Here is a 22,074-nt window from a genome sequence, read left to right on the forward strand (position 1 = left end):
TTGTACAAATTTAAACAAAAATAATACCAGAATTAATGTATTCCATGCATTAATTTTTTCACAACAGGGGTTAAAAGCATAATTAATACACCTATACCTATTGGTATTAATGTAAAAATTAAGAAAAATGTTGTCATAGAATATTGTGATGTAATTTCGTCAATCATCCCACCCATTGTACCCGCAATTTTATTACCAATTGCAATGGCTAGATACCAAATTCCAAACATAATACCAATCATTCTGCTTGGAACTAATTTACTTAAATAAGAGAGCCCAACTGGCGATATAAATAATTCGCCCATAGTATGAAAAAAATAAGCTAAAACCAACCAAATCAAACTTACTGACGCTACTTTAGCACCCGCAGGAATAGTACTTGAACCAAAAGCTAAAACACCAAAACCAATTCCCAAAAGTATCATTCCTAATCCATTTTTGATTGTCGCTGGCGGGTTGTATTTGCTCTCCCATAATTTAGCCACCAATGGTGAAAATGTAATGATGAATAAAGAATTAAGAATCCCAAACCAGGTAGCAGGAATTTCAGCTTTAACTTGTGAATACTGGTCTTTTAGCATATATATCACCAAAAACCAAATAATTGCAAAACCGATTGCTAAAACAATATTTCCTAAAGCATATTTTTTAAACGTTTGCTTATATAGTTTCATTAAAACAAAGGTAATAATGGCCATTGGGGTAACCGTCAAAATGGTATTTACAATATTAAAAATAATTTTAGAGTTCCCCTCTAAAATTCTATTTGTATAATCACTCGCAAAAATGGTCATTGAACCACCTGCTTGCTCAAACGATGCCCAAAAAAATACAGTTATAAATGCCAAAATTATTACCGCTATCATTCGGTCTCTTAAAACAGGAGTGTATTGAGTAATTCTTTTTATTAAAACAAAAACAAAAAGTAATAATGAAACTAGAATTACAAAATTACTTCCAGAAAAGCTTACTACATTAAAATCAAACAAATTAAAATTGGAAATTTTAGATACAGGGTCATTAATAATCCAAGCTAGACCAAGTACCGAAACCAAAACAATTATTGAAAGATCAAAAGCTGAAAACGGGTTTAATTTTGCAATAGATGCATCTTCATTATGGTTTACAATTTCATTTTTAACAGGTTTAAGACCAATATCTCCAAAAATATTTTGAGTAAAATAAAATTGAAGCATCCCAATGAACATAAATATTCCTGCAAGCCCAAAACCATAACTCCAACCCCAATTTTCGCTTTCGCCAATATAACCACATAGAAGCATTCCTAAAAATGCTCCCGAATTTACTCCCATATAAAAAATACTAAAAGCACCATCTTTCTTCTCTATTTTATCTTTATACATGTGAGACAAAATCGAAGTCATATTAGGCTTAAACAAACCGATTCCTAAGACCAGGAAAAACAATCCAAGGTACATAAAAGCATGGCTTGCTTCTTCCAAAGCCATTGACAAATGCCCTAAAGTCATTAACAAACAACCATAAATAACTGCCCAACGATATCCAATGATTTTGTCAGCAATATACCCACCCAGAATAGGCGTCAAATAGGCCAATGCAGTATAAGATCCATAAATGGCCAAGGCGTGTTCTCTAGGCCAACCCCATCCAGGATTATCGCCCATTATTGAAGATGTTAAAAACAAAACTAACAAAGCACGCATTCCGTAGTATGAAAATCGTTCCCACATTTCTGTAAAAAAGATTACAAATAAACCAGCCGGGTGACCTAAAACTGGGTTTCTAAAAAAATCATTTGAATTTGAATCTGACATTTAATTTAGTTTTAATTATTTAACCTCTTGCATTAATTTTTTAATCAATGGCGTCATAACTATTAAAAAAACACCTGCAACAATCGAATAGATTGCTAATTGATAATAGCCCTCTGTATACGATTGAAGTTTAGAAACTAAAGTTGTTCCTGTATTTGATCTAGACATTTCAGCACCTAATTTTCCTGCCGCCAATTGCCCGAAAGCACTAGCTAAAAACCATAACCCCATCATCATACCAAACAATCGTTTTGGCGAAAGCTTTGTAATGATAGACATCCCTATTGGACCTAAACATAGTTCACCAATCGTAGTGACCAAATAGGCAAAAGTAAAAACATTCAAAGACGTAATTCCTTTAGCATTTGCAAAAAATCGAGTATAATAAAAGATATAAAATGATGCCCCAAGAAACAAAAATCCAATTCCAAATTTAATTACGGTATTAGGCTCTATTTTCTTTTTTGCCATCCATAACCAAAGTAACCCAATAATTGGACTAAAAACAACTACAAAAAAAGTATTCGAACTATTATTGACAACGTTTGGGTCAATATTAAAAAACAACAAACTCGTATTCAAATTATCTTTTGCAAAAAGTGATAATGAACCTCCACTTTGTTCGTAAATAGCATTGAATAAGAAATAGAAAAATATGAACAAAAATGCTGCAATTAACTTTTTTTGAAGATTGATTTGCTTCAAATTAATCACTTCGAAAATGAAATACGAAATTGCAATAATCCCGATGGTGTACATAAAATAATCCGTGTATTCCGTATTCTTTACCATTATAAATATAAGTGGAATACTCAATAACGAACAGGCATAAACAGAAATTTCTCTAATTTTTCTTTTGCTTGAAGTCAATTTTAGCAAAGGGGAATCGCCTATTGGACCAAGATGTTTTTTTGTGAATAAAAAAGTAAGTAGACCAAAAACCATTACAATTGCCGCAGACAAGAAACATAATTTCCAAGAATAATATTTCCCCAAATAAATACACAATGCACCTCCTAAAAGACCACCTATATTGATTCCTGCATAAAACATCCCATAACCTGCATCTCTACGGTGATCACTTTCATGATATAATTCTCCAACCATCGAAGAGATATTAGGTTTAAAAAAACCGGTTCCAATAATAGAAAATGCAATTCCATAATAGAACATGTCTTGAGGAGAAAAAGCGATTAGAAGATTCCCTAATATCATTACAATACCTCCAAAAAAAAGTGATTTTCTGAAACCTAAAATTTTATCAGCAAAAATCCCTCCAATAAAGGTAAAAGCATAAACAAAAGCCTGTATTGCACCATATTGCAAATTAGCCGCCTCATCTTTTAATAAAAGTTGGTCTACCATAAAAAAAGTAAGAACCCCTCTCATGCCGTAAAAGCAAAACCGTTCCCACATTTCAACCATAAACAAGTACCATAATTGCTTAGGATACTTCCCTTTAAAATTCTGAATTTGCTCTATAGTTAGCTTTGTATCCATATTTATTTATAAATTTTCTTTTATAAAGTTAGTCTATTTATTATTTGATTGAATGCTATTTTTATTCGGATAAATCTGAAGATCAAATCGTTTCTTTACTTGAAGCATCTGTATTTCCTAAATTCTCTTTAATAAAATTGGTCATTTTAGTATACAATTGAATTCTAGTTTTCCCACCTTTAATACCGTGATCCTTATCCGGATATATTTGGGAGTCAAATTGTTTATTGGCTTGAATTAATGCTTCCATCATTTGCATCGAATTTTGAACATGTACATTATCATCTCCAGAACCATGAATCAAAAGAAATTTCCCTTTTAGTTTATCTACATAATTTATTGGGGAGTTTTCATCGTAACCACTTGCATTTTCTTGAGGTGTTTGCATATAACGCTCGGTGTAAACACTATCATAAAATCTCCAATTCGTTACTGGAGCTACTGCAATTGCCATTTTGAAAACGTCATTCCCTTTCATAATACAATTCGAAGCCATAAATCCTCCAAAGCTCCATCCCCAAATTCCAATTCTGGATTTATCCACAAAAGAGTAATTTCCTATAACTTTAGCAGCATCAATTTGATCTTCCACTTCGTACTTCCCTAATTCCTTTTGAGTCACTTTCTTAAAATCGGCACCTTTATAACCCGTTCCACGACCGTCAACGCAAGCAACAATATAACCTTGTTGTGCTAACATCATAAACCAATATTCATTTGAGCTTCCCCATCCGTTTACAACCTGCTGAGAACCAGGACCAGAATATTGAATCATAAAAACAGGATATTTCTTAGTAGAATCAAAATCTTTCGGTTTCATAATCCAAGCATTCAACTCGTTTCCTTTTTCAGTTTTCAAAACAAAAAATTCTTTTGCAGGTAAGCTGTATCCTTTTAATTTTGATGCTAACGCTTCATTATTCTCAATAACCTTTACCTGTCTTCCTGTTTTGGATTCATTCAAAGTATAAGTAGTAGGTTGTATTGCACTTGAGAACGTATTAATATAATATTGAAAATTTGGGCTTAAGGTCGCTGCATTTGTTCCAACATTTTTAGACAAACGTACTTTATTTTTTTCGTCAAGACCTATTCTATAAATGTCTCTATTAATTGATCCATTCTCTACTGATTGATAAAAAACAGTATTTGTTTTTTCATCAAAACCATAGTATTTAGTAACTTCCCATTTCCCTTTGGTTACTTGATTTTTTAATTTCCCTGCTTTATCATACACATAAATATGATTGAAACCGTCTTTCTCGCTTGTCCAGATAAAACTATTATCTTTCAAAAAAGTAAGATTATCAGTCACATCTACATACGCTTTGTCTTTTTCATTCAAAACTACTTTTGCAGCTCCTGAATTCCCATCAATAAACAACAAGTCTAAGTTATCCTGATGGCGATTCAATACCTGGACAGACAAAACATTTGCCTCATTAGTCCATTCTATTCTTGGAATATAAAAATCATTGTAGTTTCCAAGATTTACTTTTTGGGTAACATTCGTATTAGCGTCATAAATATGTAATGAAACTAATGAATTCTTTTCACCTGCTTTTGGATATTTGAATGTTTCAATTTTTGGATATAAATCTTTGCCAAATATAGACATGGAAAGTTCCGGAACTTGACTTTCGTCAAAACGGATATAAGCCACTTTTTTGCTGTCTTTACTCCAATCGAAAGCTCTTACAAAAGCAAATTCTTCTTCGTATACCCAGTCCGTAATTCCATTGATAATGTTATTTTTCTTTCCGTCAGTAGTAATAGGAGTTGATTTCTTAGAAGCTAAATCATATACATAAAGATTATTCCCTTTAGCATAGGCAATCTTTTTCCCATCTGGAGAAAATGTAGGCTCCTGAATCTGGAAATCAAACAACTTGGTTAATTGCTTGGTTCCTATGTTAAACAAATAATAATCAGCGGTAAAAGAATGACGGAAAATCTTATTGGTATTGCACGCTAACAAAATATTTTTTTCAGAAGCATCAAAAGCATAACTATCAATCTTTGGCAATTCTTTGTAATCTTTTGTATCAATTAAAACAGCGTTTTTTTTCAACGTTGCAAAATCATATAAATTGATTTGTGTACTACTTGAAGCCTGGTCAAAATTCAATACGGTGTATTGATTAGTATTTTTCATGGACTTTAATTCATCCATTCCTTTAGCAGTAAAAGCGCCATTAAAAATTTCATCAATTGTAATTTTTTGTTGGCCAAAAACTGTAAAACATAAGAATAAAAGTAAGGCTGTAATTTTGTTTGAATTCATCTATAGATAATGTTAAATTTTGGAAATATGTTATACGCCATGAGGCATTATTTACATTCGATATTGTTATTTTTAATCATGACTATTTCATGATATAGATTTAAATATAAAAACCGTCAATTTTAGTGAAAAATTTACAATTATTTCACATTTGATGTGTTAAATGTTAAAAACAATATTAAAGCTGGCAATTTATTGAAGATAATATGATATGAACAAAACGGCTAAAAGCGTATCTTTGCGTGTATACATACTATAATCTATTGAGAATGAATAACGCCGTAGCCGGATTTTCTAAATTATCCAAAGAAGAAAAAATAAACTGGATTGCCAAAGAATACTTTTCAAATCCTTCTGAAGCAATCACATTACTTAAAAAGTATTGGAATTCTGACGAAAAATTACAGAAATTACACGATGAATTCATTGAAAACACAATAACCAACTTCTATATTCCGCTAGGAGTCGCTCCAAATTTCCTAATCAACAACAAATACAGTGCCATTCCTATGGCAATTGAAGAGAGTTCCGTTGTTGCAGCTGCCTCAAAAACAGCAAAATTTTGGTCTACTCGAGGTGGATTCAAAGCAACCGTTATCAACACGGAAAAAATTGGCCAGGTGCATTTTATTTTCGCTGGAGACATTTCAAAATTAGAATTATTCTTTATTCAAACCAAAGCAAAGTTTTTTTCGGAAACAGAATCCATCACAAAAAATATGCAAAAACGTGGTGGTGGAATTCTTGATATTGTCCTGAAAGACAAAACTAATTTATTACCTAATTATTTTCAGCTTCATGCCACATTTGAAACCAAAGACAGCATGGGTGCTAATTTCATTAATTCTTGTTTAGAGCAATTTGCCAAAACATTAAGAGAAGAAGCACTGGTTTACGAATTATTCTCTGTGACGGAGAAAAACATTCAAATCGTGATGAGCATTCTCTCTAATTACGTTCCTAATTGTACCGTAAGAGCAGAAGTTTCATGTCATATTGAAGAATTAAAAGAAAAACACATTCCAAATCCACAAGAATTTGCTGAACGATTTGTTCAAGCAGTTCAAATTGCCGAAGTGGAACCGTATCGCGCCGTAACACATAACAAAGGGATAATGAACGGAATAGATGCTGTTGTATTAGCTACTGGTAATGATTTCCGCGCTGTAGAAGCTGGAATTCACGCCTATGCAGCACGAAACGGAAAATATTCCAGCTTATCACATGCCAAAATAGAGAATGGAATATTCACTTTTTGGTTAGAAATTCCTTTGGCACTAGGTACAGTTGGCGGATTAACCTCTTTACATCCATTAGTGAAATTATCATTAGAAATGCTTGAAAACCCATCGGCTAAAGAATTAATGCAAGTAGTCGCTGTAGCAGGTTTAGCACAAAATTTTGCCGCTTTGCGCTCTTTGACAACAACTGGAATTCAGGAAGGCCATATGAAAATGCACTTAAACAACATCATCAATCAGTTTGAAGCCAATGATGATGAACGAATTTTGATACATAAATATTTCAAAAAAAATACTATTTCACATAGTGCCGTAGTTGACTTTATTGAAAATTTAAGAAAATAAAACCCTATTTATCAAGAGCTTAATCCCGCTGTACACTATATCTTTTGTGCCGAACCCCGTCACAAAAGGATGCCGTTCCCATCGGGGCTAAAAAAAATATATGAAACAAACCTTTTATAGTAACGGAAAACTTTTAATCACAGGAGAATATCTTGTTTTAGATGGTGCAAAAGCTTTTGCATTACCCACAAAATTAGGACAAAACCTGATTATAGAAAAAGGAACCAACAAAGAAATCATTTGGAAAAGCTACGATGCTGATGGAAGCATTTGGTTTGAAGACAACATTTTATTTTCTGACATTTCAAATGATAGAAATTCAGAAAGTGAATCCGTTAAATCTACATTGATAGCTATTCTCCATGAAGCTTTTGTGTTAAATCCTAATTTCATCACTAATTCAGAAGGATATACAATTACCACTGAACTTGGATTTCCTAAAAGCTGGGGTTTAGGCACCTCCTCTACTTTAATAAACAATATTGCTCAATGGTTGCAAATCGATGCTTTTACGCTGCTTAAAAACAGCTTTGGAGGCAGCGGTTATGATATTGCGTGTGCTCAAAACGACACTCCTATTTTATACCATTTAGAACACGGAAAACCTATTGTTGAGAAAGTAGCTTTTAATCCGCTATTTACTGAAAATATTTATTTTGTATATCTCAACAAAAAGCAAAGCAGTAAAAGCGCAATAGCTAGCTATAACATCAATAAAAAAAATAATCTAACCAGAACTATTGCTTTAAATGACAAAATAACTTTCGAAGTTTTAAAAGCTACAACCGTTAAATCATTTGCCACAGCATTAGAAAAACACGAAACTGAAATGAGTATCATTCTGGAAATGGAAACCGTAAAAGAATCTTTATTTCCTGAATTCAATGGCGTAATCAAAAGTCTTGGAGCTTGGGGAGGCGATTTTGTAATGGCAATTGCAACTGAAAATCCTAGTGACTATTTTAGTTCAAAAGGATACAAAACGATTATTCCTTATGCCGAAATGATTTTATCTTAATCCTACAATTCAATTTTCATCTTAAATTCTAATCCAGCTTTCAAACAAAAAACTATATTAAAAACAAAATCCCGATACACTAAAGTATCGGGATTTTTTATGTTGAAAAAATAATTACTTATATATTATTAGTAATTGAATTGTTTTCTGTTGTCTTCAATTTTAGCATTCCCTTTCAATGCAGGAATAACTCTATTTACATCTGAAGCGCTTTGTGCTTTCAATTTAGCTACGTAAGCTTCATGACTTTTCAAAGCTGGAGCTTTTACTGTACTTACGTTTTTCACAACATAGACACCAGTATTTCCTTCAATTGGAGCTGACAATTTGTTTGCCATTAATGCAAATGCATTTCCAACAACCTGAGGCTCTTGACCTGCACCATCTAACATTGGATTTTCCATCGTAACTCCTGTAGCTTGTTGTACAGTTGAACCTGTAGCTTTAGCAATTGCTTCAAGCGAAGCTCCAGTCATTTTAGCTTTGATCAATTCCGCTTTTTTCTTGTTTTTAAGAATTGGCTCCACATATGGTCTTGCCAAAGTGATTGATACTAAACCTGACTTATCGATACTTTTAACTTTAGCGATAACATGACCTAGATTAGCCACTTCAAATCTTTTTACAGCACCTAGTTTAGTATCTCCTTCAAAAGCCCATCTTACGATTGTTCTTTGATTTCCTAAAGGACCAAAAGTTTCATCCATTGCTTTTACAGTAACCGGAGCAGCAATTGTAAGTTTCATGTCTTTTGCCACTTTGTCAAAATCTTTATCAGTAGCATCCATTTCAAATTTAGTTGCTTGTGTGAAAATTTTATCTGAAGTAGCTTCTGAAGCTTCTATTTTTTGTGCTACAGTTGCTAAACGAATTCCGTCTTGTTTATCTGTAATTTTGATGATATGAAATCCGAAAGGTGTTTCAACTAATCCTACTTTACCAATTGAATTATTGAAAACGAAATCGTTAAAAGGTTTCACCATTTGGTTTTGACCAAAATAACCTAAATCGCCACCTTGTTGTGCTGATGAATCATCAGAATTAGTGAAAGCCAACATCAAGAAACTCTCTGGATTTGCATTAACTTGAGCTAATATTGCTTCTGCTTTTGCTTTAGCTTGCTCTTTATTTCTTTTTTCCTTTTGATTAGGCACTTGTGTTCCTTCATAACTAATTAGTATGTGACTTGCTTTTGCATTTACACCTAATTTTTTACCCATAGATTTTGAAATACAGTAGTATTTACCAAACATATAAGGTCCATAAACTTCACCTGGAGCAAGATTAAACAATCTATCTGCATCAACTGCAGGCAAATCTTTCTTAGCAACATAAGTTGAATCATAAGGAACGTCAGAATTTGAATTTACAAACTCGATATTATTTGTAGCTGCTCTAAATCCTGGCAAAGTATCATTTTTACCCGTTGCTTGATTGTAAACCACACTTCCGCTTAACAATCCGTTAATTTTAGATTTAACTTCATTCTCATCTGCAGCTGAAGCTTTATCTTCAATCAAAACATATTCTACTTCACGAGATTCATCAGCTTTGTATTTTTTTTCATTTTTCTTCATGAAATCTACAATTTCAGTATCAGTAACTTTTACATCACTGTCTTTTATTGTAGAGTACAAACCTGCAACATAAGCAAAATTTACTTTGTTTGCTTCCATTTCATATTTCAACTTTCCTTCGCTTTCAGTAGTATAAACTGCTGCTTTTACCAAAGTGTTGTAAATTTGATATTTCGCATTTAGTTCTGCGTCTTTTTCTCTGTCTTTCAAGTATTGTGCTTGAGCTGGATTTGATTTGAAATATTCTTTGAATTTTGCAATATCAAACATTCCTGCTGCATTCAAAAACAATGGGTTTTTACCAATATTCTGATCTGCTTTTAAAACTTCCAATAAGTGTTTTTCACCTACTCTTAATCCTAATTTATCAAATTCTGAAGTCAGCAAAGCGATTGAAACCTCTTGATCCCAAACTCTGTTAGCCGCAGCTGTAGAAGTAATTCCTTCTTGACTTTTCTCAACATTGCTTACTTTGATTCTAAAATCTTCAAATGCGATGTCTTTTCCATCAATACTTCCTACATCTTTGGTATTTTGACCAAGGCCACCTTTACCGATAAGATCTTGTATTATAAATGCAAATAATGCGATAGCAATAGCTGCTATTAATAAGGCGGAACGTTGTCTAATTTTTGCTAAAACTGCCATTTTTATTGTTGTTAATTTTTATATTCAGTTTGCGAAAATACAATTATCTAATTAATAATTATAGTAGTAGCGTTTTATTTTACAAGAAATTTCAATTTTCTAAAAAAAATCAGTCTCTTAGCGACATTTTAACTAATTCTATTTTCTTGTTTGTGGCTTCTTCTATAACAAAATGAAAGATTCCTATTGCAATTACATCCCCTTTTTGAGGGATTTCTTTCGTATGATCCACTATGAAACCACCAAGCGTTCCGTAAGAATCGCTTTCCGGAATATGAAGTTTATAGGTCTGATTTAAATACTCTACATCAAGTCGCGTTGAAAAAATATACGTATCGTCTCCGAGTTCATTTTCAATTAATTCTTCTTCTGAATCGTGTTCATCTTCTATTTCACCAAAAAGCTCTTCTACAATATCTTCTATGGTTATAATTCCAGAAGTCCCACCATATTCGTCCAAAACAACTGCCACGCTTTTTCTCTTTTTGGTCAACAAATTCATTGCATCTTTAATGTAAATTGTCTCAGGAACAAATTCAACAGAAATTACAATTTCTTTGATACTATTCGGCTTTTTAAACAAATCGAATGAATGTACATATCCCACAATATCATCCAATGAATTTTCATAAACGACAATTTTAGAATACCCCGTTTCAATAAACAACTTATTCAATTCCTCAATAGAATCATATAAATCAATTGCCACGATTTCAGTCCTGGGGCTCATAACATCTCTCGCCTTTACCCCTGAAAATTCTAATGCGTTTTGAAACATTAATATTTCAGAATCCACTTCTTCATCATCTTCCACAGTACTCATTTGTTCTGTAATGTAATTTCCAAGTTCCACTTTACTAAAATACAACTGCACCTGATCGCCTTCTGTTTTAAAGAATTTTTTCAATACAAAATCCGAAACCCAGATAAAAAAAGTAGAGATAAAATAAAACAAGACGTAAAAGACATAAGCCGGAATAGCAAAAAACTTTATTAAGGTATTCGCATAAATTTGAAAAAATACTTTAGGCAAAAACTCTGCAGTTATTAAAACTATTAATGTTGAAAGCAATGTTTGAAGAAACAAATTCAATAAACTTGAAAAATGATATCCAAAGCTATCAATCCAATTCATTAATAATTCGCCCATAAAAAACCCATAAACAACTAGTGCTATATTGTTTCCAATAAGCATAGCAGCAATAAATTTAGAAGGTTTTTCGGTAAGTTTTGTAAGTATTTTAGAGACGAAGTTATCTTGTTTTTTTTCTATTTCAAGATAAATTTTATTCGAAGAAATGAAAGCAATCTCCATTCCTGAAAAAAAGGCACATAGTATTAAACACAGTATTATAATACTAATTTCCATGTGCTAGGATTTTTTATTTCGATCTTCAAATTTTTTAGCAAATTTCATTCGGAAGAAAAACATAAAAATTGCTAATCCTGCAATAATAAAACTCAACCAAGGAGTCGCATCAGCTGTATTAAACTTTGTAACGCCATCATATATGAAGTAAGCTCCAAAAAAAAGATAGAGATAAGGGGTGTATTTTAAGTAAGTCATAATTTATTTGAATCTATACAATTATTCAGCTGTTTGAATTTCACCAGCTATTCTTTGTGAATTAATTACTTTAAAGTCTTTACTGAAATCAATTCCTTGTCCGTTTGAAGCTCCTTTACTATCCGTAAATTTAAACTTTTTTTCTGTAAAAAACCATTCGTTTTTTTGATCGTAGTACAACTGTTCCGTTTCCAGCATCTGACCATTTTCAGATTTAATTTTCACTTTTCCTTGCAAATCAATTATCCCGGTCATTTTATAAGACACAGCATAATTTGAAGTTATAAATGTTTTCTTCGCTTTATTATCATACAAAGTAACATCAATGCCTTTTGGAAATTCAGTAAATGGAAAATCTATACTAGAGAAGTCCAACATTTTAGGACTAACCAAAATTGCTTTAATCAATCCCGAATCCGTATATTTCAAGTTGACATTATCAGCATCTCCACTGGGAACAAACTCAGAAAAGTTTATCTTCTGTACCTCTTTAAAATTACTTTCACACCCAAAAAACAGAGTCACAGCTAAAACTGTGACTACTGGAAAGAATATATTTTTTTTTAGTAAAGGCATACGCTATACTTAACAAAGTAATTTGGTTATGTGTACTCGATTAGAGTTTTAGTTGAATTTTCGTTTATCGAACCATTTGTCGTTAAGAGAAAAACCAACACTAAAGTTAGCATAATTCTCTTGAACAAGATTTGCATTTGTAGTTCCTCTTTTTCCTAATTCAAAACCTAAATTTATATTAGAAAAACTACCCGTGATTGGCAAACCTAATCCTAAAGTGAACCCCGTATTATTAATAGATTCTGAATTAATCATCAAACCTGTTTTTTCATATTTGATCCCTCCTCTATAAACAATTCTTTTGGCGTAACTTGAAAAAGAGTTATAACTTGGAATATAATACCCTCCTAAACTAACACTTCCATATCTTCCATACCCCACATTAGAAGCTTTATTATAACTATTTTCCTGACCTGAAGTTTTTTGATACGCAACCATTCCTCCAATAAGCCATTTTTTTGATTCACCTATTCCCGCACCAAATGATATTTTACTTGGCATTTTCAATTTCACTTGCTCATTTTGGTCTGCAAGAACATCAACAACAAGCACATCAAATCCTGAACTATATCTAACACTAGAAATATTCCTAGTATTTTTAGAGGTTAAAGTACTTTCTAAAGTATAATTCAAACTAGTATAAAGACTTAGTTTTTTGCTTATTTTAGCTTGATACATTGTTCCAATATTGAAATTCACACCCGATAAATCAGCTGTATTCAACTCACGCGTACCTACAGGCACATTAGTAATAAACTCCAAGCTATTCGTTTCTATTTTACCAAAATTGTAATGCGCATCTGCACCAATGCTAAAATTAGGCGCTATTTTATAACCAACTCCTAAAAAAACTTTATTTAAACCGCCGTTCCCACTTAATCGTCTGTTTACAGCTCCGTCAATGGCTGACAAGGACTCTATCTTATAACCAACTGAAGAATACGGAATTAATCCAAAGCCTGCTCCAAATTTACCCAAAGGCAAACCAACAGCTAAATAATCTAAAGTTGTTCTACGCGTATTTGCTGAACCGGTATTGCTTTTCAAGCTTTTTGTCGCATAAGTCCCTCCCAGGGAGAACGTAGTTAATTTCAAATTTGAAAAACTGGCTGGATTTTCTAAATTGATATGAATACTATCCTGCTCTACGGCAACACCTGCCATAGACCTATTTTCAAGCGTTCCTTTAAATCTTATGTCACCAATCCCATAAAAAGAATACGGCGACGAAGTTCCTTCTTGAGCAAAGGACACAAGTGACAAAAGCAAGCAGGCGCTTATTATAAATTTTTTAATCATTTTTGATTTTATATTGAAATGTTTGGCTCAAACTCTCTAAAAGAAAATTTGAATTGGCAAATATGGTATTTTTTAATCGTTTAGCCAAAAATTCTGTGTCTCCACCCGTTAAAATTATTATAAAATTTGAATACTGTCTGCTATATTCATCGATGAAACCGTCAATCTCATAGACTAATCCATTAACTACACCGGAATGAATCGAATCAGAAGTTGAATTCCCTATTAAACCTTTAGGGCTTTGCAGTGTAAGCAACGGTAATTTTGCAGTGTAATTATGCAATGACTCATAGCGCAACCGCAATCCTGGTGTTATCGCCCCTCCAAGATAATTATTGTCTTTATCTATAAAATCAAATGTAACACAAGTTCCCGCATCAATTACTAATCGATTTTGATTTGGAAATTGTAGTGTTGCTCCTGAAGCAAGAACCATTCGATCAATTCCTAAAGTTTTAGGGGTAGCATAACAATTAACGAATGGAAAGATATCCTCATGGGACATAAAATGAACTTTTAAATCATTTTCAAACTCCAAAAACGATTGTTTTTCGATATCTCCAACGGATGAAATGACCAAATCAGCAAGCTTATTGTATTTTTTTAAAATATTTTGAATATTTTTTCGCAGTTCATTTTTAACAAAAACGAAATTTTCCACAAGTATATCACCCTCAAAGACAGCGGCTTTAATTCTGGTATTTCCGACATCAACAGCTAGAATCATATTTTATTTTTTGATGTTGCGAAGATACGAATTGATTTTTTTTTAAAATTGTTTTGGATAAACTAAAAATCATTCTATATTTGCACCCGCAATAGCGCGGTACCTTAGCTCAGATGGTAGAGCAATGGACTGAAAATCCATGTGTCCCTGGTTCGATCCCTGGAGGTACCACAAAACCCAAACAGAAATGTTTGGGTTTTTTGTTTTTAATCGTTTTTTAAATCCTTACTTTTTTGAGATAATCCAGAAAAATGTTTCCCAAATCCTCAAGACCATAAATTCCTTTCTTTACCCGATTAAATCCTATTCTCAGGATAAAACTACATTTTATCAAAACTCTTTCATTTTATCAAAAATCCATCTATTTACTAACAAAAATAAAGGGTTCGCAATTTTTTTTGTATTTTTTTATCAAATTCAAATAACAATAATTGCTAATTTGCTATATTTATGCAAAATTTATATACATGGAGATTTTAACCTGTCCAAAATGCCAAGGAAATCAAATTACCAAAAGTGGCGTAATTAACAACAAACAAAGGTATTTATGTAAAAAATGCAAGTACTTTTTCACTGTTAATAAAATTGGAAAAAAGATAGATGATTACTATGTTACTAAAGCATTACAGTTGTATCTGGAAGGATTGAGTTATAGAGAAATTGAACGCATTATAGGGGTCTCCCATGTTACGGTAAGCAATTGGGTGAAGGCCTTTAACATTAAAAAACCATCCCACGCAAATTACCATCCTACCTATAAGATATTTAACCATTTAGAACTAGTGGAACATTTAAAAAACAAAGAATTACTTTCTGGTGCGGGTATGATAATCACCGAGCTTGGAGATAAGTTTATGCTTATAAAATGGGAGCGTTTTAAAGATTAGCTATAGTACTTTACATCTATATATAGCTTAATTTTTTTTATAAACAAAAAATTAGAATTTGGCTGTGTTGAAACTAACCATTTCACTAACCAAACTTTAACTTATTATGAATAAATATTATTTCATCCTTGTATTGGGAATTACTTCTCTAAAAGGATACGCTCAAACTCCGCCCCCAGCGGTTACGGCACCCCCGGAAAAAGAATGGGAAATCAGTTTTTATGGCTTTGTAAGAACGGATTACATTTGGGATACCAGAAAATCTGTGATGGCAAGAGAATATCAACTAAACTTATTTCCTTTGGATGAAGTTCTAGATGCGGATGGAAAAGATATAAATGCGGTAGGACAATCTAATTTTCTCTCTGTAACTTCCAGAGTTGGCGTAAAAGTAAAAGGACCAAATGTTTGGGGAGCTAAAACATCATCCGTACTAGAAGGGGATTTTTACGGAAATGTAGAAGGATCATCCATTGGAATGTTACGATTAAGACAAGCCTATGTAAATATGGATTGGTCCAAAACATCCTTAACAATGGGGCAAACTTGGTATCCACAATTCATTCCTGAATGTTTTCCCGGTGTTGCTAATTTCAACACAGGAATTATGTTCAACCCTTTTGGTTGGGCAACTCAAGTAAAATTAAAACAAATGTTATCCAAGCAGTTATCCGTAACTTTTGCAGCTTATAAAGAACGAGAATACCCAACTGCCGCTGCGGGAACAGTTGCTACAGGAACTCAAAATGCAGCTTCTATAAATTCAGCATTACCATCACTTGATGCACAACTGCAATACAAAGGAAAAAATGTATTATTAGGTCTTGGAGCTGAATACAAATCACTACAACCTTTGACCGTATTCAATAATAAAGCAACTACCGAAAAAGTGAATAGTTCTTCTGTTTTTGGTTATGCAAAATATTCAAATGATAAAATCGCTATTAAAGCCTATGGGATTTCGGGTGGAAACTTAAATAACCTTGTCATGTTAGGCGGTTATACAGGAACTGTTACAAACGGAATTCAAACTTACAATCCGGTTAAAACTAGTGCTTTTTGGCTTGATGTTGCCAGCAATGGTAAAACTATCGCACCAGGATTATTCTTTGGATACACAAAAAATAGCGGCTCAAATACAGCTGCAACTGATTTTCCATCCATTTATATGAGAGGAATTACTGTTACCGGAACCAATTCAGCAGCAACAGCGAGAGTTGTAGATAATGTTTGGAGAGCTTCTGCAAGAGTTGATTTTAAGAAAAATAAATTCAGAATCTCCCCAGAATTAGAATACACAGGAGCGACTTGGGGGAAAGCAGATCTTTTTGGAGAAGCAAACGGAGATAAAAAAGAAGTTGGCAACCTAAGAGCGATGGTCTCTTGCGTATATGCCTTTTAAAATAATTAACCAAAACCAACTATAATATCAATTTTATGAAAGAAAAATCAACAAAAGGAATTTGGAAAGTTATTTCCGCATCCTCCATGGGAACAATGATTGAATGGTACGATTTCTACATTTTTGGAAGTTTAGCCGTTGTAATCTCAACTAAATTTTTCCCGGCAGATAATCCAACGGCAGCCTTTCTCGCAACACTAGCAACTTTTGCAGTTGGTTTTGTAGTTCGTCCATTTGGAGCACTTTTCTTTGGAAGATTAGGAGACTTAATAGGAAGAAAATATACGTTCATGGTTACTTTACTATTAATGGGTGGAGCTACATTCCTAATAGGTTGTATTCCTAGTTATGAAACTATTGGATTTATGGCGCCATTATTAGTATTGTTATTAAGGATGCTTCAAGGTCTTGCCCTTGGTGGTGAGTATGGCGGAGCTGCAACTTATGTGGCCGAACATGCACCAGTAGGACAAAGAGGATATTGGACTTCCTGGATTCAAACTACGGCAACGGTTGGTTTGTTTATTTCCTTGATGGTTATTTTGGCTACAAGAAATATTCTTACACCGGAACAATTTGACGAATGGGGATGGAGAGTTCCATTCTGGGTTTCTATCATTATGGTTGGGGTTTCGTACTTGATTAGAAAAAACATGGATGAATCTCCCGTTTTTGCCAAAGCTAAATCAGAAGGAAAAACGAGTGCTAATCCATTAAAAGAAAGTTTCGGAAATCGTTACAATTTAAAATTTGTTTTACTGGCTTTATTTGGAGCTACTATGGGACAAGGAGTTGTTTGGTATACTGGACAATTCTATGCCATGAGTTTTATGAAAACGGTCATGTCCATTGATTCTTCTCAAGTGGATACTTTGTTAGGAATTGCATTGATATTAGGAACGCCATTTTTTATTGTATTTGGTTGGCTAAGTGATAAAGTGGGTAGAAAATATATTATGATGGGAGGAATGCTATTGGCCATATTATTATACAGACCTATTTACAAACAAATGTATGAAACAACATCTGTAAAAAACAAGACAGAAATTGTTGCTAATACAAAAGTAGTTTCTGAACTGAAAGAGAATAAAAAACAGACTATGGATTCTATTTACACCACTAATAAAGAGTACTCAGACGGAACCACTTTTCTTGAAGTAAAAACGGTATCTTTAGAAAATGGAAAAGCAATGATTGTTGATGGAAAACCAAAAATTGAAACCAAAACAACTATCAATATTAATTGGGATGATAAATGGACTTTAATATTTTTAATATTTGTACAAGTGTTATTTGTCACCATGGTTTATGGTCCTATTGCAGCATTCTTAGTAGAAATGTTCCCCGCAAAAATTAGATACACATCCATGTCATTACCTTATCACGTAGGGAATGGAATCTTTGGAGGATTGCTCCCTGCCATATCCACTTACTTTGTAACGCATAGCAAAGATGCCGGTGACGCTGAGTTTTATCTGGAAGGACTTTGGTACCCAATTGTTATTGCCTCTGTCTGCTTTGTAGTAGGAATGATTTACATAAAAAATAAAGATAAAAACACTCACATTTAAAAAATACAGCTATGAATCAGATAAAAAGAGCTTTAGGATTGGTTTGGATCGCCTTAGCAATAGCAGCAGCCTATTTTTGCATCTTCACTTTTGGATTACCCAAATTTATGTCGGGCAAACAAGACGATTTAGTATTTGGAATTATTATCCTTTTTATACTTACACCATTAATAGTTTTAGGATTAGGCACATTTGGCTACTATTCCTTAATGGGCGACTATGATGAAAAAAAATAACAATCAAACCATTTTTTTTAATACGCAGTCTCTATATTTACTTGTAGGGATTGCTTATTTTAATTACCATAAATTGCCATGATTCAAAAATGGTAATACCGTATTCCGCTGAAAAGTAAATAGTACCTTCGAATGAAAAAAAGACACGAACAAAAGTTGGTTATCCTTTCCATGCTAATGCTATTAGCGTTGAACATCCCTCTTTTGCTTTTATTTGACAGTTCAAAACCTCTTTTTGGGTTTCCAATTATATATATCTATATTTTTTCGGCATGGTTATTTTCAATTGCCATTACCTACCTAATCATAAAAAAATATTATGAGTAGCATAGGCCTTTTATTGATCTTGGCGCTCTATGTGTCTATTCTTTTTTACATTGCCTACTGGGCAGAAAAAAGAAGCCATTCTAAATGGACAAATAATCCGTATATCTATTCGTTTTCATTAGCCGTTTATTGCACTGCTTGGACCTATTATGGCAGTATAGGTCTTGCGGCAAATTCAGGATTAAGCTACATCCCTATTTATTTAGGTCCAATAATAATTGTCCCTACATGGATGATTATCCTCAAGAGAATTATCCGAATTTCAAGAGTGAATAAAATCTCCAGTATTGCAGATTTTATTTCTTTACGATACGGGAACAGTAGATTTCTGGGCGCATTAGTGACCATGATTTGTGTTTTTGGGATCGTACCTTATATTTCTTTACAACTAAAATCCATTTCAGACACTTTCCATATTGTTACTAAAACAGAATCGAGTTCCGATATTTTCACTGATACCACAACTTATGTCTGCCTAGCTTTGGCATTATTTGCCTCTTATTACGGAACGCGTTATGTAGACGCATCCGAAAAAAGACGTGGTATTGTAACCGCTGTGGCTATGGAATCTATTTTAAAATTAGTTTTCTTTTTAATCATTGGTATTTATGCAACCTATTTTGTTTTTGATGGTTTCGATGACATTTACAAAAAAGCGGCTGTCCTTGAAAATTTTGATAAGAAGAATTCTATTGGTGATATCACAAACGGAATCAATTGGTTTTTTCTTTGTGTTTTGTCCATGTTTGCCATTTTTCTATTACCAAGACAGTTTCACACAGCAATTGTTGAAAACAATAAAGAAACTCATATCCGAACAGCGATTTGGCTTTTCCCATTATACTTATTACTTTTTAATATTTTCGTTTTCCCAATCGCTTGGGGCGGAAACATTCTTTTTGAAGGAAAAGGGCTGAATTCCGATACCTATTCTTTGTTAATTCCTCAATTTTTCAATAATAATCTGCTTACCATTTTAGTATTTCTTGGTGGGTTTTCGGCAGCGATATCAATGATTATTGTATCGTCAATTGCATTGGCAACCATGCTCAGTAATAACCTTTTAATTCCTTACGGATTCATTGGTTCACTCGAAAATACTTCACAAGAAAAGAACAGTAAACGAATTCTGATTAGTCGAAAAATAGGTATTTTTTCTCTTATTATTTTGGCGTATGCCATCTACAGAATTTTCATTTTAGACTACACTTTAGTTTCCATTGGATTGGTTTCCTTTGTGATTATTGCACAGTTGGCTCCCTCCTTTTTTGGTGCCATATTCTGGAAAAGAGGTTCAAAAAACGGGGCTGCAACGGGAATTATTCTTGGTTTTTTAATCTGTTTCTATACCCTTTTAATTCCCTATGCGATTGGAATCACTAAATCTTCCAGTCTATTTATCCAAGAAGGACCTTGGGGAATTGCATTATTAAAGCCATTTCATCTTTTTGGATTGGACTATTTAGAGCCTATTCCGCATGCCGTTTTCTGGAGTTTATTATTTAACACCATGAGTTATGCAGCCATCTCCGTGAGTTTCAAGGGAAATTATAGAGAACGCAATTATGCCGAAATGTTTGTGGATATTGACAAATACATCACCAACCATGAAAATGCTTTTGTATGGAAAGGAACCGCTTACATCTCAGACATTCAAAAAGTTTTACAGCGATTTCTTGGAGAGGAAAGAACAAAACGAGCGCTGAGCATTTTTAATTTAAAATACAATATTGACAAAGACATCACAACCGCCGATGCCCGGTTTATAAAATTTGCCGAGAATTTATTGACGGGACATATTGGTACGGCTTCCGCCAAAATTTTAATATCGAGTGTCATCAAAGAAGACAAAATCAGCTTAACCGAAGTATTACGGATTTTAGAAGAATCCAAAGAAAACCTCATCATCAACAAAAAGCTGACGGACACTTCGAATGAATTAAAAAAAATATCCGAACAACTAAAAAATGCGAATCAGGAATTAGTCAATAAAGACATTCAAAAAGATGAATTTCTGGACACTGTTACCCATGAATTGAGAACCCCAATAACCGCCATTCGTGCCGCAAGCGAAATTCTTCATGACGACGATGACATTCCAGAAGAGTTAAGAAAACAATTTTTACAAAACATCATTTCCGAATCAGATCGTTTGAATCGTTTAATTGATAAAATTCTGGATTTAGAGAAATTTGAAACAGGAAAGCAAAAAATTTATTTATCAAAAAACAACATTTCAAAAACAATAAAAAACACTTTAAATTCAGTAAAACAATTAATAAAAAACAAAAATATAACTATTGAATTCAGTGAAACTTCCAAAGAAATAAAGGCCTTTTATGATGAAGAACGAATCGTTCAGGTGATCCATAATTTAGTATCGAATGCCATAAAATTCTGTTCCGATACAAATGGAAAAATAACCATCTCTATTCATGAAAATAAAGATGTTGTAGAAGTCAGCATCCATAATAATGGCAAAGGAATTAAAGATGAAGATTTTGAAGCCATTTTTGATAAATTTTATCAATCAAGAAATCAAAATGTAAAAAAACCAATTGGCAGTGGTTTAGGGCTAGCCATTTGTAAACAAATTATAGAACATCATAAAGGGCAAATTTGGGCTGAAAGTACCGAAGGAAACGGAGCCACTTTTATTTTCACACTACCTAATTACAATACAACTGAAAATCGTTAAAATGAAAAAAATTTTAATTGTAGATGACGAACCAAATATTGTCATGTCGCTCGAATATACATTCAAAAAGAACAATTTCGAAGTTTTCATAGCTCGTGACGGGCAAGAAGCATTAGACATTTTAAAGAAACAATTACCAGATGTAATCATTCTGGATGTCATGATGCCCATGGTTGACGGTTTTGCCACATTGGAACAAATAAAAAAAGATGAAAGATTACAACATTGCAAAGTCATTTTCCTTTCGGCAAAAAACAAAGAAAAAGACATTGAAAAAGGACTTTCATTAGGTGCAAATTTATATGTGGTCAAACCCTTCTCATTAAAAAAATTAGTAGAACAAGTACAGGATTTAATTCAATAATTTAGAATTTC

Annotated in this window: 17 protein-coding genes and 1 tRNA gene; 9 read left to right on the forward strand and 9 right to left on the reverse strand. The window is 33.0% G+C overall.

The annotated features are described in order from the left end of the window. Window positions 1–32 precede the first annotated feature (32 nt). The 3 genes from ACM55H_RS14595 to ACM55H_RS14605 all read right to left on the reverse strand — a co-directional run bounded on the left by ACM55H_RS14595 (window position 33) and on the right by ACM55H_RS14605 (window position 5,580). Window positions 33–1,796: a peptide MFS transporter gene (locus ACM55H_RS14595; protein ID WP_416837201.1), complete on the reverse strand. Its 1,764-nt coding sequence runs from the start codon at window positions 1,794–1,796 to the stop codon at window positions 33–35. 15 nt (window positions 1,797–1,811) lie between these two features. Continuing rightward, a complete protein-coding gene (locus ACM55H_RS14600) occupies window positions 1,812–3,296 on the reverse strand; it encodes a peptide MFS transporter (RefSeq protein ID WP_416837203.1) in 1,485 nt (494 codons plus the stop codon). Between the two features lie 82 nt (window positions 3,297–3,378). Then, window positions 3,379–5,580 carry a S9 family peptidase gene (locus ACM55H_RS14605; RefSeq protein WP_416837204.1) on the reverse strand — a complete coding sequence of 734 codons (2,202 nt, stop codon included), beginning with the start codon at window positions 5,578–5,580 and terminating at the stop codon, window positions 3,379–3,381. Between the two features lie 269 nt (window positions 5,581–5,849). Here ACM55H_RS14605 and ACM55H_RS14610 point away from each other — a divergent pair, with 269 nt between their 5' ends. Both ACM55H_RS14610 and ACM55H_RS14615 read left to right on the forward strand, forming a co-directional pair. Further along, window positions 5,850–7,166 (forward strand): hydroxymethylglutaryl-CoA reductase, degradative, encoded by a 1,317-nt coding sequence (locus tag ACM55H_RS14610; RefSeq protein ID WP_416837205.1) that lies wholly within the window; start codon window positions 5,850–5,852, stop codon window positions 7,164–7,166. Between the two features lie 100 nt (window positions 7,167–7,266). Beyond that, window positions 7,267–8,184 (forward strand): GYDIA family GHMP kinase, encoded by a 918-nt coding sequence (locus ACM55H_RS14615; RefSeq protein ID WP_416837206.1) that lies wholly within the window; start codon window positions 7,267–7,269, stop codon window positions 8,182–8,184. A 128-nt stretch (window positions 8,185–8,312) separates the two neighbouring features. Here the strand turns inward: ACM55H_RS14615 and ACM55H_RS14620 are convergent, their stop codons facing one another. The 6 genes from ACM55H_RS14620 to ACM55H_RS14645 form a co-directional block, all read right to left on the reverse strand. Next, window positions 8,313–10,409, reverse strand: a complete 2,097-nt coding sequence (locus ACM55H_RS14620; RefSeq protein WP_416837207.1) for a peptidylprolyl isomerase — start codon at window positions 10,407–10,409, stop codon at window positions 8,313–8,315. 109 nt (window positions 10,410–10,518) lie between these two features. After that, window positions 10,519–11,778, reverse strand: coding sequence for a hemolysin family protein (locus ACM55H_RS14625; protein WP_416837208.1), 1,260 nt, complete (start codon window positions 11,776–11,778; stop codon window positions 10,519–10,521). Between the two features lie 3 nt (window positions 11,779–11,781). Beyond that, entirely contained in the window at window positions 11,782–11,976 is a 195-nt protein-coding gene (locus tag ACM55H_RS14630) for a hypothetical protein (RefSeq protein ID WP_416837209.1), read from the reverse strand. 21 nt (window positions 11,977–11,997) lie between these two features. After that, window positions 11,998–12,552, reverse strand: coding sequence for an LPS export ABC transporter periplasmic protein LptC (gene lptC / locus ACM55H_RS14635; RefSeq protein WP_416837210.1), 555 nt, complete (start codon window positions 12,550–12,552; stop codon window positions 11,998–12,000). A gap of 48 nt (window positions 12,553–12,600) precedes the next feature. Then, window positions 12,601–13,851 (reverse strand): hypothetical protein, encoded by a 1,251-nt coding sequence (locus tag ACM55H_RS14640; RefSeq protein WP_416837211.1) that lies wholly within the window; start codon window positions 13,849–13,851, stop codon window positions 12,601–12,603. Beyond that, window positions 13,844–14,578, reverse strand: coding sequence for a type III pantothenate kinase (locus tag ACM55H_RS14645; protein ID WP_416837212.1), 735 nt, complete (start codon window positions 14,576–14,578; stop codon window positions 13,844–13,846). The genes ACM55H_RS14640 and ACM55H_RS14645 overlap by 8 nt, the downstream gene beginning before the upstream one ends. 98 nt (window positions 14,579–14,676) lie before the next feature. Between ACM55H_RS14645 and ACM55H_RS14650 the strand changes: the two genes are divergently transcribed. From ACM55H_RS14650 to ACM55H_RS14680, 7 genes are all read left to right on the forward strand, one after another. Further along, a tRNA-Phe gene (locus ACM55H_RS14650) sits at window positions 14,677–14,749 on the forward strand. A 296-nt stretch (window positions 14,750–15,045) separates the two neighbouring features. Next, complete coding sequence (locus ACM55H_RS14655; protein WP_416837213.1) at window positions 15,046–15,465, forward strand: transposase; 420 nt, start codon at window positions 15,046–15,048, stop codon at window positions 15,463–15,465. Window positions 15,466–15,571: 106 nt separating this feature from the next. Further along, complete coding sequence (locus tag ACM55H_RS14660) at window positions 15,572–16,867, forward strand: DcaP family trimeric outer membrane transporter (protein WP_416837214.1); 1,296 nt, start codon at window positions 15,572–15,574, stop codon at window positions 16,865–16,867. A gap of 35 nt (window positions 16,868–16,902) precedes the next feature. Beyond that, window positions 16,903–18,438, forward strand: coding sequence for an MFS transporter (locus tag ACM55H_RS14665; protein ID WP_416837215.1), 1,536 nt, complete (start codon window positions 16,903–16,905; stop codon window positions 18,436–18,438). An 11-nt stretch (window positions 18,439–18,449) separates the two neighbouring features. Beyond that, window positions 18,450–18,674, forward strand: coding sequence for a DUF6814 family protein (locus ACM55H_RS14670; protein WP_196848920.1), 225 nt, complete (start codon window positions 18,450–18,452; stop codon window positions 18,672–18,674). A gap of 319 nt (window positions 18,675–18,993) precedes the next feature. After that, on the forward strand, window positions 18,994–21,699 hold the full coding sequence (locus tag ACM55H_RS14675) for an ATP-binding protein (RefSeq protein ID WP_416837216.1): 2,706 nt from the start codon (window positions 18,994–18,996) through the stop codon (window positions 21,697–21,699). A 1-nt stretch (window position 21,700) separates the two neighbouring features. Then, a complete protein-coding gene (locus ACM55H_RS14680) occupies window positions 21,701–22,063 on the forward strand; it encodes a response regulator transcription factor (RefSeq protein WP_416837217.1) in 363 nt (120 codons plus the stop codon). Window positions 22,064–22,074 lie beyond the last annotated feature (11 nt).

This window comes from Flavobacterium cryoconiti (assembly GCF_048158645.1).
Taxonomy (GTDB): Bacteria; Bacteroidota; Bacteroidia; order Flavobacteriales; family Flavobacteriaceae; genus Flavobacterium; species Flavobacterium cryoconiti.